The organism is Microbacterium sp. OR16, assembly GCF_047306725.1.
GTDB lineage: Bacteria > Actinomycetota > Actinomycetes > Actinomycetales > Microbacteriaceae > Microbacterium.
Window position 1 is genome coordinate 571,697 of sequence record NZ_JAZEXK010000001.1, and the last position, 13,732, is coordinate 585,428.

The following is a 13,732-nucleotide window of genomic DNA, read 5'->3' on the forward strand; positions in this document are numbered from 1 at the left end:
GACGCCTCGCGCGCCGCTCGGCACACACCCGTTCTCATCCCTTTGATTCATGCATCCGACCTGTGGCGAGTGCAGAGAGAGACGATCATGCAGATCCTCGACGCCGTCGACGCGGCTTCGCTCCGTTCCGACATTCCTGTCTTCAACCCCGGTGACACCGTCAAGGTGCACGTGAACATCACCGAGGGCACGCGTTCGCGTATCCAGGTGTTCCAGGGCGTCGTCATCGGCCGTCAGGGCGATGGTGTGCGCGAGACCTTCACGGTCCGCAAGATCAGCTTCCAGGTGGGCGTCGAGCGCACCTTCCCGGTGCACTCGCCGGTGATCGACCACATCGAGGTCGTCACCCGCGGTGACGTCCGTCGCGCGAAGCTGTACTACCTGCGCAACCTCCGCGGCAAGAAGGCCAAGATCAAGGAGAAGCGCGAGAACTGACTCGCCGCATCCTTGCACCAGAACCCCGGGACACTCGTCCCGGGGTTCTGTCGTTGCGTCGCGGGTGTGCGACGCTTGTACTGCCGCGTGCGCGGTGAGTCGATGAAGAGGAACCACATGACATCCGATGCCCCCGCGGCAGTCCAGCCACCGCAGCGGCGTCGGGGCGCACTGGTCTTCCTGCGCGATGTGCTGGTCATCATCCTCATCGCGGCGCTCGTGTCGTTCGTGGTCAAGACCTTCGTCGTGCGCTCGTTCTACATCCCGTCAGGGTCGATGGAGCGGACGCTGCTGGTGAACGACCGCATTCTCGTCGACGAGCTCACTCCACGCTGGAGCGGATACGACCGCGGTGATGTCGTCGTCTTCAAGGATCCAGGCGGCTGGCTTCCGGCCGCGCCGCAGAGACCCGCACGACCGCCGCTGGTCGAAGCTGCGGACTGGGCGCTCACCTTCGTCGGCATCTCGACCACCGACGCACAGGATCACCTGGTGAAGCGCGTGATCGGCATGCCGGGCGACCACGTCGTCTGCTGCAATGCGCTCGGACAGATCACCGTGAACGGCTCGCCGATCAACGAGCTCGACTACCTCAATCTCCCTGAGGGCGACACCGCCGCATCGAACTCCGAGTTCGACGTCACGGTGCCAGACGACCGCATCTGGGTGATGGGCGACAACCGGGACCGTTCGCAGGACTCCCGCGCACATCAGGAGCTTCCCGGCGGCGGCTTCGTGCCGCTCGAGAACGTCGTGGGCCGCGCCTTCCTGACCACGTGGCCGCTCGACCGGTTCGGCCTCATCGACACGCACGACGAGGTCTTCCGAGCCGTGCCTGCACCCGAATGAGCGCGGTCGCGCCGACACTCACCCTCGAGCGTCGGCTGCTCAAGGAGTTCGATCTCGTCATCGCGCTCGACGAGGTCGGCAGGGGTGCTCTCGCCGGTCCCGTCGCCGTCGGCGCCGCAGTGATGGATGCCGCGGGCTCGCGCCGCCGTGTGCTCGACGGGCTGCGCGATTCGAAGCTGATCACCGAGAGTCGCCGACCCGAGATGGCCGAGCGCGCCAGCAGATGGGTGCCGCTGTCGGCCGTCGGCTGGTCGAGCGCCGCAGAGATCGACGAGGTCGGCATCATGCGCGCGCTCGGCCTCGCCGCCTCACGGGCCGTGCAGGCGGTCGTCGACGGGGGAGCGACTCTCGAGCGCACACTCGTGATCCTCGATGGCAACCACGACTACGTCTCCCGCGTGCACCCCGCTTCGCTGACCGTGCGCACCGTCATCAAGGGAGACCGTGACTGCGCCTCCGTCTCGGCGGCGTCGGTCATCGCGAAGGTCGCGCGTGATGCGCACATGGCGGCGCTGCACCCCGAGCATCCGGACTATCAGTGGGAGCGCAACAAGGGCTACGCGAGCCCCGAGCACCGGCGGGCGATCCGCGAGCGGGGTCTGTCTCCGCTGCACCGCTCGTCGTGGGCGATCGCAGACGCGCCGACGCTGTTCTGAGGAATCCGCATCACGGCCTCCGTGCTCATAGGATGGAGACATCATGGATGAGGATGCCTTCGACGACTACGATCGCGAGCTCGAGCTCGCGCTGTTCCGCGAGTACCGCGACGTCGTCGGCCAGTTCCAGTACGTCGTCGAGACCGAGCGCCGGTTCTATCTCGCCAACGAGGTGAACGTCGTCCGCCGCGACACCGAGCACGACTTCTACTTCGAGATCTCGATGAGCGACGTGTGGGTGTGGGACATCTACCGCGCCGATCGCTTCGTCAAGGCGGTCCGGGTGCTCACGTTCAAGGACGTCAACGTCGAAGAGCTGCAGCGCCGGGAGTTCGAGCTGCCGGAGGAGCTGTCGCTCGACGGCAAGTGAGCGTTCTCTCCGCACCGGGGTTGGCAGCAGGTTCTCCACAATCGGGGACGGCAGCGGGTTCTCCCCAATCACTGTGAAAGCCGCCCGTCGACGTCGGCGCCGCGCCGCAGGCTGTCGTCATGGCAGCGAAAGACGACTTCGGGCGAGCGGGCGAAGAGCGGGCGGCGCGGCATCTGAGCTCGTGCGGCTACGAGGTCGTGGACCGCAACTGGCGCTGTGCGCAGGGCGAGATCGACATCGTCGCGGTGCGCGGTGATCTGCTCTGCGTGATCGAGGTGAAGACGCGGCGCTCAGAGCGCTTCGGGCATCCGTTCGAAGCGGTCGACGAACGCAAGCGGCTGCGTCTGTGGCGCCTGGCGTTCGCGTGGGCCGAATCACACCCTGAGGAGTCACGGGGGCGGCGCCTGAGACTCGAGGTCATCGGCCTCACCGGGGCGGATGCCTCTGACGCACGACTCGAGCACCTTCAGGATCTGCGATGAGCACGGCGCGCACGTGGGCGGTCGCGCTGACCGGTGTTGACGGCCACATGGTCGAGGTCGAAGCGGACCTCAGCAATCAGACCCCCGGTTTCCAGATCATCGGTCTGCCCGACAAAGCGCTGGGTGAGGCCGCACAGCGCGTTCGCAACGCATGCGTGAATGCGGGACTCGACTTCCCCCGCCGGCGCCTCACCGTGAACCTGAGTCCCGCCAATCTCCCGAAAGCGGGGAGCGGCTTCGATCTGAGCGTCGCGGTCGCGACCCTCGCGACCGGGGGAGCGCTGCGGCGCGAATCGGTGCGCTCCACCGTGCACATCGGCGAGCTGGGCCTCGACGGCCGACTGCGGCCCGTGCCCGGCGTGCTGCCGGCCGTGTACGCGGCCGCGCGGGCGGGTTTCACACGTGTGATCGTGCCCCACGCCAATGCGGCCGAGGCCCGGCTCGTCCCCGGTGTGGAGGTGCGCGCGGCGGTCTCCCTCGCGGAGGTCGCGGTCGCGCACGGCGCCGATGTCGAGATCGACGACGCTGATCCCGTCGCACTCCCCGCTCATGCCGACCTCGCGGACGAGAGCCTGGATCTCGCTGACGTGGTCGGGCAGGACGAAGCGGTCGACGCGCTGATCACTGCGGCGGCCGGGGGGCACCACATGATGCTGAGCGGACCTCCCGGTGCGGGCAAGACCATGCTGGCCCGGCGGCTGCCGGGCATCCTGCCGCAGCTGACCGAGAGCGAAGCCCTCGAAGTGGCCGCCATCCGCTCACTGACGGGCGAGGCTGTCACGCGTCTCGACGCCCTGCCGCCGTTCGAGGCGCCGCACCACACGGCGTCGGCTGCCGCGCTGGTGGGTGGCGGCTCCCGCGTACCGCGACCGGGCGCGATCGTGCGGGCGCATCGCGGGGTGCTCTTCCTCGACGAGACGCCGGAGTTCCAGAGGAGCGCGCTCGACGCGCTGCGGCAGCCGCTCGAGTCAGGGCGCATCGAGATCGTCCGAGCCGGCTTCGCCGCGAGCTTCCCCGCGCAGTTCCAGCTCGTCGTCCTTTGTGTACGTCCAAACATTGTCCGGTCGTTCGAGTCCCTGGTGGAGTGGCCAACCGCGACAAGAACTCGGTCGGAGACGCATCGCAGATGCCGCCGTCGCTAGCACTAACCGGAAAGCAGGCAGGCGACACCGAGATCGGTTCTGACGGAGTTCAAGAGTCTCGGTTTGCGCTCCCAGAGCACCGGCGGCAATTCGGGTGTGTCAACGATCAAAGTAGAGTCAACTGGGTAGGCCGGTCCTCTTGGACCCGACGATTTGGGGGAGGACGATGCACAAGTTCACGCAAGGGCTGCGCTGTCAGGACGTCAGTGCGGGATTGCGCAACCTCCACCCGAGTGATGCAGTCCTCGCCCATCTTGAGGAGACTCAGCGTGTGGGAATGGCATCAGGCGTTGCGGCTCTTATTCGCGGCCGTGACGTGATCGATGATGCGGCCAACCTTCGCGCGATCGTCGCGGACCAGCTTGACATTCCCAACGTCTACTTCGACGCGGTCGTCGAGACGCTCGAAGAGGCGGGGATGGTGAGCGACGTAGTCCGGAATGGTCGCAGGATCACGTCATTCAACGAGAGTGTCCCGTTCTATTCCGATCTTTACCCACGGCTCGGGGAAGTTTGGCAGAACGCGGCGCCGACCGAGCTAGAGCAACAGACGGTGCTCCTCGTTGATGAGCTGGCCAAAGCCCCAATCGCTCGGGACGAGGTAGTGGACCGTCTCGGCCTTGACAGCGCAGAGTTTGACACGGTGTTGGAGCTCACGACACAGTCGCAGCTCGTCCAGTTGGTATCCGTCGGAGTCGACGATGTCCTCTACTCGCCCTTCTTGGGTTTCGAACAGCCTGGACTTATCGCCGATTTGGTGCGCGACCACGGCTCGGCTGAGCTCGCAGACGCCTTCGAAACAATCCGTGGTGAGCAAGGGATGCCGATTTCTCGTGCGGGCAAAGTCGTATCGGATGCGGTCTCCCGCGGTCTCCTTCTGGCGCCATCGGTGAAACTCGAGGGCGGTCATTCTGAAGCCTTCGCGACATTGCCTTACACCTTGGACACCCAACTGCTCCAGGGGCGTAAGCCGGTGCTCGACAAGGCTCTCGCAGTGGTTGCGTGCCTTCGCGCGGGCCAGCACTTCGGAGGCTATTCGAACATGAGTCCAGGCCAGTTGGTCTATGCCATCGACAAGCTCCTGCGAGAGGGGCAGATCGGTGCGCATTCCTCTTCAGAGCGCCAGTACCGGACGCTTAATCGTGCCGGAGTCATCAAGTTCGGTGAGGACCGTGTGCCCTGGGGAAACGGGCGGGGGAAGTGGGTCGTGCCGACCCTGATCGACACCGACGACAACAGAGAGGCGCTCCGGCTCGCGCGCGACCTCATAACCCACGGGGAGAGCATGTCGGATCGTGGGACGAACCATCCCGAGGCCGCCAAGTTGCTCGACAGCAACGATCCATACTCTGCACCCCTCCGCACGGTCCATCTTCTTCGAGACAAGAGTCGGATGAAGGATAAGCACTGGCAGGCCGCGTTCGATAAGTTGATGGGACACAAGCACTGATGAGTGAACTGGACCTTGATCAGAAGGTTGGCGCCCGGAGACTGCTTTGGCGCATGGGCTACTCCACGCGCATTGACGTTGTGCTCCGGGCTGTAGAACTCGCCGGGCACGGTCGGGGCGCCCCGGAGGCGTATACCGATCTGGACGTGTTGGGCGTGGAGGTCACGGCTTCTGGAGACGTGCAGTCCTGCATAGTCGACTGCAAGACCGGAAACAGCAGCGTCATCGGGCGTATGTTCTGGGTACGAGGTCTCGTCGAGCTTTTCGGCGCAGATACGGCCTTCATGGTGCGCGATCAAGCCATTAGCGGTGACGCACAGCAATTGGCCGATCGCCTGGGGATCAGTGCGCTGACGCAAGGCGACCTATCGAAGCTAGATGGCATGCTCCAAACGCCTGTGCCGCTCACTACTACTCCGCTCAGCATCCTGTTCGACGTGGAGAAGGTAAAGGCAACCATGTCTCGATTCACCGGTATGGATCGACGCCTAAAGCCGCTGCAGGACTACAGGCAATTCGCCTACTGGGTCCATGAGGATCATCGGAACCTCGTTGGGATCCCAGACACGCTGAAGGGGGTCCAAGAAGTCCTCGACCCCAAGAACCCAGTCCACGTGGGGCTCGTTCTGGATTCCGCTTGGTTGTACTTGCTGTCGATCGCGCGCGCCATCGGAGCGATCCGGACATCGCACGTAGCGCATCTGGACCACGGCCTGAGCCAGTACATCGCCGGAGGAGCTGTCCAACTGAGTCAGAAACGGGAACTTGCCGACCTGCTCAGTTCTCTCCAAAAGTCAGGTGAGATCCCCACCGGTCCCAAAGCTTCAGTCAACCCGCCGTTCTTCGACGGTCTGTTGGAGCTCGTGGTGCGCCTTCTGCGACGCGGTCGACTGCTCAACGAAGCGCTGCGAGTTCTCGAGTACCAGACGGCGGCATCGGTGTTGAACGTCAATGCCTCAGCGGCCAAAGCCTTCGGCGCCGAGTACGACCGCACAGCCGCGAAACTCGCGCTGGACGTTGTGATCTTCATTGTCACAGCCGCCAAACTGGACGTAGCCTTCATCGACGGCGCCCGAACATCGCTTATGGGAGCCAGCGCAACGACCACCGACGAGAATCCCTCGGAATAGCGGGTGTGTGATCCCTGCACTTGCAGAGCGCATAGCCGGTTCCTCACTGGGCCCGGGAGCTCTCAGACCCGTTCGATCGTCCAAGCACGGTAACCATGTCCGCGTTGGATACCCAGTGCGTGATCGGGATAAGTGCTGAGTGGGATGCGGCGAAGAACGGCGCTGATCGACGCCGCAAATCGCGCGTTCAGGGCCCTCGCCGCGATGTTGTTGTCCTGAGTCGCTAGAACGATGTCGCGTCGCGAGTCTGTTTCGCTAGCAGCGGTGAGTAGTTTTAGTCCGATGCCTCGTCGCTGCGCTTCAGGGGCGACCGCGACAACCTGAATAATGATCGGCGTAGACGGCTGCGCGCCAACTGCGAAGCAGCAATAGCCGACGTGGACATCCTCGATCTCCGCCAGAAGCACAAAGTGCTCGGCTAGCGTTGCCCCATTCGCTCGCACGGAGCGCACCGTGATCGGTGCACAACGAACCTGCAAATCCGTAAGACGGCGGGCATCCCGAGGCGACGCTGTGCCCCGTCGTATTGACACTTCCAACGGCGGAAGCTCGGCCAACTGCGTGACCCAGGCCACGAAGTCCGAATCTCTACTCAGGGGAAATACAGGCTCCAACGCCTCATACGCAAGCTGGTCCACGCGTCCCATTCTGCGGCGTCGTTGGCGGCGAGCTTAGCTGGCGCTCCCGCCTGGTGGCGCTTCGATTGGACCGGGCTGAGCGATGCTTCAACGGCCAGGGAGTCGCTGCTGGTTGGCGTGCGAGCGGCGAGTTGTCGGACTCCAGTCTTCAGCTGGTGCCGCACCACAAGCTTCCTTGCCGGCTTGCGAGGTCGGACGGTCGGGGTTGGCGTACATTACGCATCCCGCCAGCAGGTATGTTCGATCTGTGGCGCACATTGACAACCTGGTGGAGCGGATCGCTGATCCGACGCTCCGCGACCAGATAGCCGAGGAGATCGCCAAGCTCGTCGACCGCAAGGACTTTGGACTTGTCTTCCAGCGGCACAAGCCCGAGGATGTCGAGACCCCGGGGGTGAAGCCGCGACGCGGCGATCGAGTCCGTCTGCGCGGCGACACGACCAAGCGTGAGTTCCTCGTTCGCGCTGCTCGCTCCGGAGTCGCAACCCTCCTACCGTTGGATGCGTCACGCCACGTAGTCGCCGACGCGGAGCCGGAGGAGCACACCTTTGAAGACGTCGTTGTTGTCAAGGACTTCGACTATCCGATTTACCCGGGACTTGAGCTGGTCGACGAAGTCAACCGCGGGGATGACAAGCCGTCTCACATCGTGATCAACGGCGAGAACTACTACGCGCTGGAGACACTGCTCTACACACACGCCGGAAAAGTCGATGTGATCTACATCGATCCTCCCTACAACACCGGATCCGACGACTGGCAGTACAACGACCGCTACGTGGACCGACGAGACGACTTTGCGCACTCAAAGTGGCTCTCGTTCATGGAGAGACGGCTGCACCATGCACGCCGGCTGCTGAAGCAGACGGGCGTGATTTTTGTTTCGATCAGCGACCACGAGCAGGCACACCTGAAACTGCTGATGGAGCAGGTATTCGGAGCCACGAACTTCGTCGACACAATCGTGGTGGAGATGTCGACGACCTCGGGCCCCAAGGTCACCAACGCTCAGCAGGGCACGATCGTTAAGAACGTTGAGTTCGTGCACATCTTTCGCAAGTCAACTGACTTCGACCTTGTCCGTCACACCCCACTGTTTGACAGCACTCCGCAGTGGGACACGCACTACGTCCAGTGGCTCGGCGACAACGGTGAGCTGCACAGCCTCGCGGAAGTGATGCTAGCGAATGACGAAGTCGGAGCTGAGATCCGTCGATTCGGCCTGATCGAGACCACCGGTCGCAATAAGGGGAAGTTCGTCGTAGCAGCGAGCATGGACAAGTTGCTTGCGGTCTCAGAGGTAGCGAGCAACTTCGTCTCGGAGAATCTCGATCGGATCGCGCGGCTGGACAACCTCCCCGCGTCATGTCGCGGTATGGAAGCACCGGTCAACGGGTGGGTGCAAGTCCAGGCAGATCACCGCACGTACCTATTGACCAAGCTACGCACGGGCACCCTCAATCAGGTCTATTCGTTGCGGCGGAACTTTCGGATGTCAGATGACTACCGGCCCCGGTTCGGGCGTACCGTGATCCGAGGCGACCTCTGGAAAGGGTTCTACCAGGACATGGGGAATGTCTCGAAAGAGGGCGGCGTCGCGTTCGCGAACGGTAAGAAGCCGATCCGGCTTATGAGCCAGTTGATCAAGTGGGCCAACGACGCTTCTGACACCGTCATCTTGGACTTTTTCGGCGGTTCGGGAAGCACCGCGCATGCCGTCATGGAGATGAACGCCGCCGACGGCGGGCGACGCCAGTCAATCACCGTAACGAACAATGAAGTGGGACGCATCACCAGTGACTCATTGCGAGGTGCGGGATACCTGCCAGGAGACCCTGAATGGGAAGCCGAGGGGGTTTTCGAGAAGGTCACGCGCCCACGTCTCAAGACCGTTGTGACCGGGCAAAGGCCCGACGGGAAGCACTACTCGAAGGGCCTCGCGGAGAACGTATCGTTCTACAAACTGACCTACGAGGACGAGAACCAGGTCGCCCTGGATCGCCGTTACCAGGCGATTGCGCCGCTGCTGTGGATGAAGTCTGGAGGACGCGGGGCAGTCGTGCATCGCAATGATGCAGCTTGGGCGCTTCCTGATGATGCCACGTACGGAGTGCTCTTCGACGTCGCAGCCGCTCACGACTTCGGTAGGGCTGTCGCCGATCGTGTGAACGATGTTCGGCACGTCTATGTCGTCGCGGATGCCGAGAGTGCTTTCCAGGCAGCGATTCAGTACCTCCCGGCCACCCTTCGCTACTCGACTACGCGGCTGTATTCCGACTATCTGCACTCATTCGAGATCAACGGCAAGGACTGACCGTGACGATCATCCTCACCGACTTCCAGCAAAGGGCCGCAGCCCAACTGGTCGCACACATCAAGGACGCCCAAGAAAACTACGCCTTCAAACAGGACCTGCTCGCCGCCGTCGTTCTAGAAGCCGCCACGGGAGCCGGCAAGACCGTGATTGCGACCTCCGTGATTGAGCAGCTGATGTTCGGATCCGACTCCACCGAGCCAGTGTCGGGGACGACGATCCTGTGGGTGACGAACGATCCCAACTTGAACGCGCAGACGGCACGGAAAATGCAGGATGCCTCGAAGCGAATCAATGACATCCGATTGCTGGGGCAGGGCGCCGCGTTCAACCAGGAGATCTTCGAACCGGGCGTCATCTACTTCCTCAACACCCAGGCCGCGTCTGCAACAGCGCGTATCGCGAGGAAGGGAGACGGCCAGGACTGGACCATCTGGCAAACGATCGAGAACACGATCGATCAGCTTGGCGCCCGCTTCCTCGTCATTGTCGACGAAGCTCACTACGGCGTCACAGACAAAGCTGGCGGCGCGCCGACGATCATCAACAGGATCCTCAATGGTGACCCGGGATCCGACCTCCAGTCCTCTGTGCGGAAGCCTGTGCCAGTGTTCGTAGGGATCTCGGCGACCGCGGAACGTCTAAACAAGGCGTTGGAACAACAGAACCGGCGTCGTTACAACGTCACTGTTCCGATTGAGGAGGTCCGCAGCTCGGGCCTAGTTAAGGACCGGATAACGCTCGCGCCGGCGGCGATGGCAGGTGAGGTAGTTGCCGACACGACGTTCATTCGTCTCGGCGTCGACAAGACGCTCGAGTACGAGCGCAGGTGGGCGGAGTACGCGGCATCGCAGGATGAGCCTGCGGTGATTCCCGCGATGGTTATTCAACTCCCCGACGAACGTTCTGAGGACGATTCCTTCAAGACTCTGCTGCGCAGCGTCGTCGATAGTGTCCTACAGCAATGGCCGGCTCTGATCGCGCTCCAGATTGTGCACACCTTCGGCGAGCACACTCCGATCGACCTCGGCGGTGGCCGCGCTATCAGGTACATGGCACCACAAGACATTCAGGACGCCACTGAAGTTCGTGTGGTGCTGGCCAAGAACGCGATTACTACCGGCTGGGACTGCCCGCGCGCGGAGGTGTTGGTGAGTCTTCGCGCGTCGACCGATTTCACGCCGATTGCGCAATTGATAGGGCGCATCGTGCGCCAGCCGATGGCGCGAAGAATCGCCCTGGACGAGACGCTCAACAACGTCCACGCCTATCTGCCTCGCTTCGACCGCAAGACTGTCATGTCGGTCGTTAGCCAGTTCTCGACTGGCGACACCGCAACGTCTGCCGAAGTGATTCGCCTGGAGTTGCCGTACCGGGCGCCTGGCCATATGCAGCCGGCCCTGCAGGTGCTCGCAAGCCTGCCCTCATACTCGGTCCCCTCCCAGATTTCCTCCCCTGAAACCAAGCGCCTGCACACTCTCGCTACTTATCTCGAGAACGATGCTCTGCTTCCCGGTGCTGTTACGAAAGCAGTGGCCTACCTCAACGGCATCCTTGATATCGAAGCAGCCAAGCTCTTCGCCACTGGCGAGCTCGACAAACGACGCGAGGCTGTTTCCAACGCGTCGGTATTCGAGCTTCAGGTCTCCGTCGATGGCTCAGTGATCGATGGTGAGCGCATCCTTGCGGGAACGCGTATGGACGCCAAGAACATCGACGATGTCTTCCGTCGTGCGTCCCGCGCCCTTAAGGACGGCACGGCCGAGAGCTACTGGGCCTACCTGGTCAATAAGGACCCGGACGAGGATCCAATCGAAGCCAAGATCACCGTTGCAGCTCTCGGCCTTTCGCCGCAACTCGTCGAGAACGTAGAGGCCGCTGCTGCTTCGATGAACGCCGACTGGCTCAAAACCCACGCCAAGGAGATCTCCTTCCAGCCGGAGTCTGTCCGAGCGCGATACTCCAGACTGCAATCCGAGGCTCGAGACCCCCAGCTAGTACCAAGGATCGAGGTCGGAGGTACGGTCGTCGACGCCGTCACGCAGAACACTGACAGCGATCTCACAGATGAGCAGGTGCGTGCGGACATCGCTGCCGATACCGTAAACCGCTGGGCCAAGCACCTCTACCAAGATCCTGCGGACGGGAGGTACTGGAAGAAGCCACAGGATTCAGACGGGCTGGAACGGCGAGTCCTCGAAACGGAGCTCGCGAGTAACCAGCTAGTCGCCTGGTATCGAAACCCCGTCGGCGGAGAGCGCGCTTTGTGCATCCCTTACCGAACGAGGAGCACGGGGAAGTGGGCCCGCTTGTTCCCGGACTTCGTCTTCTTTCATGAGACACCGTCGGGTCTTAAGCCGTCCATCCTCGATCCCCACGGGATACATCTCACCGATTGGATCGACAAGTTGACGGGATACCTCGACTACGCCGACAAGCATGCGAGTGAGTTCCGAGGGATTGCGCCTCTGACCAAGCTCCAGGGCAAGGAGATGTTCTTGCCTGTGCATGACGCAATCGTGCGAGCAAAGATTCGCTCAGCGGTCGAGGCCGGCGACAGCATCGAAGAGATTTTCATCGCTCACGGCGTTGCCTACTGAAGCGCGAGGCTCAAGCTGGAGTCGGTCGTCGACTTCAGCTTGAGCCGTCGATGCATTGGCGTGAGTCCAAGGTCTACCGCTAAGGGTACGAAGTCGATCCGGTGGTCGCTCCCAACTACCTGGCTCGATGGTTGTCGCTAAGGCGGGCAACCGCGCCACGCTCGCACTCCCGCGGGTCATTTCTTGGCAGATCTGAGTACGCTCAACCCTGCTCGCTTACTGATGGCACGCCACCGCGACCTGCCGTTCCGCGGTCAATGTCCGACCCCAAACGTAGAATCGAAGTGGAGACAAGTACACACAGAAAGCCCCGACTTGCAGAGCCGGGGCTTGAGCAGGTCGGGGCCGAATGTCTGTGGTAGGACAGTTCGACCTTAGGCGCAACTACGCGCGCGATCAAGCCAACCTAGGTCCTGATCGTCACCTGCCGTCCTTCTCAGGAAGCTCCTGAGAACGCTGATGGAAGGTGGTAATGCATGGGCGTATATCCGACGATCGAGAAGGTGGTCCAGGACGCTCGCCAGAGGATCCAGGTCACCGACGAGGAACTTGATGAGGCCAGGGAGCGGCGCGCTGCGATCGCCGGTGCCCTGCTGGCTGAGTTCTCGGGAGCCAGGACGTACTTCAACGGAAGCATCGCCCATGGAGATGCTCTCACGCCTCTCACGGACGTCGATCTTGGAGTTGTGATTCCGAACCCCGATGGTCGGTACGGCCCGGGACGTAAGGGGCCGCTGGAGCTCCAGGAGCGCGCCGCTGAAGCGATACGTGATCGCCTGAGTGACAGTTACGAGGGACTCCGGATCGAGTTCCGAGATCGAAAAAGATCCATTCTGGTGAGGTTTCGGGACCCGATCCGTACGGGCCTTCCGGACTTCACCGCGGATGTGATCACAGCTATCGACAACCCACGTGACGCGGGTCTGTTCATTCCGAACTACAGCTCCTGGGATCGCTCGCATCCTGAAGAGCACACGCGACTGATCTCAGAAGCGAACAAACAGACCGAGGCGACCTTTGCGCGGACGGTTCGCTTGCTTAAGCACTGGAACAGGAAGAATGGTGCGCCTCTCTGCACTTGGAATATCAAGGCGCTCGCGCTCGGCTGCGTCAGGACGGAGTCGCCGCTGATTTCGTCAATGCGTAGCTGGTTCGAGCACTCGATCGCCGAGCTCAAGCTTGGGGAGACCGAGGACCCGGCTGGTGTGAGCGACAAGCCGATCAGGCTCAACGCGCCGCGAACCGAGGTCGTTCAGCGCCTCGAGAAGGCCGCCGAGAAGCTTGAGAAGGCTGTCGCCTACGATCTGGCGGGATATCCTCTCCTTGCCCAGAAGGAGCTGGCTGACCTGTTCAACGATTCTGAGATGCTCGCGCCTCCCTCCCGCGACGAGCTGCTTCGTGAAGGTGCCCGCTTCCACGCGAATCCTTCCGGCAAGCCGTCCTCGAGATTCGGTTCACCTGCGCTTGTTGCGGCTACCGCTTCCGCTGCAGCGACACTTGCGACAACGGCTGCGGCCACGCCCGTGCGCTCCTGGGGAGACCGGTGACTTGCCTCGAGACGTATCGGGTGCTGCACGCAGACCCACGCTTCTTTCTCAGCCCGTGGTGGGGGAGCTCTCCTGCTTGGCTTCTTCCGCTTGAGTCTCGCGCGCGCCGACGGTACGGA

General features: G+C 62.6%; 12 protein-coding genes. 11 read left to right on the top strand and 1 reads right to left on the bottom strand.

All coding sequences use genetic code 11. The features are described 5' to 3' along the window. Positions 1–87: 87 nt before the first annotated feature. The 8 genes from rplS to V2S05_RS02830 all read left to right on the top strand — a co-directional run bounded on the left by rplS (position 88) and on the right by V2S05_RS02830 (position 6,514). Positions 88–435: a 50S ribosomal protein L19 gene (gene rplS, locus V2S05_RS02795; RefSeq protein ID WP_182253088.1), complete on the top strand. Its 348-nt coding sequence runs from the start codon at positions 88–90 to the stop codon at positions 433–435. A 117-nt stretch (positions 436–552) separates the two neighbouring features. After that, positions 553–1,284: a signal peptidase I gene (gene lepB / locus V2S05_RS02800; RefSeq protein ID WP_413633764.1), complete on the top strand. Its 732-nt coding sequence runs from the start codon at positions 553–555 to the stop codon at positions 1,282–1,284. Then, positions 1,281–1,940, top strand: a complete 660-nt coding sequence (locus tag V2S05_RS02805) for a ribonuclease HII (protein ID WP_413633765.1) — start codon at positions 1,281–1,283, stop codon at positions 1,938–1,940. The genes lepB and V2S05_RS02805 overlap by 4 nt, the downstream gene beginning before the upstream one ends. A 43-nt stretch (positions 1,941–1,983) precedes the next feature. Then, positions 1,984–2,310 carry a DUF2469 family protein gene (locus tag V2S05_RS02810; protein ID WP_101186491.1) on the top strand — a complete coding sequence of 109 codons (327 nt, stop codon included), beginning with the start codon at positions 1,984–1,986 and terminating at the stop codon, positions 2,308–2,310. Positions 2,311–2,429: 119 nt separating this feature from the next. Continuing rightward, positions 2,430–2,792 (top strand): YraN family protein, encoded by a 363-nt coding sequence (locus V2S05_RS02815; RefSeq protein ID WP_413633767.1) that lies wholly within the window; start codon positions 2,430–2,432, stop codon positions 2,790–2,792. Further along, positions 2,789–3,934 carry a YifB family Mg chelatase-like AAA ATPase gene (locus tag V2S05_RS02820; RefSeq protein WP_413633768.1) on the top strand — a complete coding sequence of 382 codons (1,146 nt, stop codon included), beginning with the start codon at positions 2,789–2,791 and terminating at the stop codon, positions 3,932–3,934. Before V2S05_RS02815 ends, V2S05_RS02820 begins: the two co-directional genes overlap by 4 nt. A 166-nt stretch (positions 3,935–4,100) precedes the next feature. Further along, positions 4,101–5,384, top strand: a complete 1,284-nt coding sequence (locus V2S05_RS02825) for a hypothetical protein (RefSeq protein ID WP_413633770.1) — start codon at positions 4,101–4,103, stop codon at positions 5,382–5,384. Further along, positions 5,384–6,514, top strand: a complete 1,131-nt coding sequence (locus V2S05_RS02830; protein WP_413633771.1) for a hypothetical protein — start codon at positions 5,384–5,386, stop codon at positions 6,512–6,514. Before V2S05_RS02825 ends, V2S05_RS02830 begins: the two co-directional genes overlap by 1 nt. A 62-nt stretch (positions 6,515–6,576) precedes the next feature. Here V2S05_RS02830 and V2S05_RS02835 read toward each other — a convergent pair whose 3' ends face one another. Then, positions 6,577–7,152, bottom strand: a complete 576-nt coding sequence (locus tag V2S05_RS02835; RefSeq protein ID WP_413633772.1) for a GNAT family N-acetyltransferase — start codon at positions 7,150–7,152, stop codon at positions 6,577–6,579. Between the two features lie 247 nt (positions 7,153–7,399). Here V2S05_RS02835 and V2S05_RS02840 point away from each other — a divergent pair, with 247 nt between their 5' ends. The 3 genes from V2S05_RS02840 (at position 7,400) to V2S05_RS02850 (ending at position 13,613) form a co-directional block, all read left to right on the top strand. Beyond that, positions 7,400–9,466: a site-specific DNA-methyltransferase gene (locus V2S05_RS02840; RefSeq protein ID WP_413633774.1), complete on the top strand. Its 2,067-nt coding sequence runs from the start codon at positions 7,400–7,402 to the stop codon at positions 9,464–9,466. A 2-nt stretch (positions 9,467–9,468) separates the two neighbouring features. Further along, positions 9,469–12,066: a DEAD/DEAH box helicase gene (locus V2S05_RS02845; protein ID WP_413633776.1), complete on the top strand. Its 2,598-nt coding sequence runs from the start codon at positions 9,469–9,471 to the stop codon at positions 12,064–12,066. Positions 12,067–12,542: 476 nt separating this feature from the next. Next, positions 12,543–13,613, top strand: a complete 1,071-nt coding sequence (locus V2S05_RS02850; protein ID WP_413633778.1) for a nucleotidyltransferase — start codon at positions 12,543–12,545, stop codon at positions 13,611–13,613. Positions 13,614–13,732 lie beyond the last annotated feature (119 nt).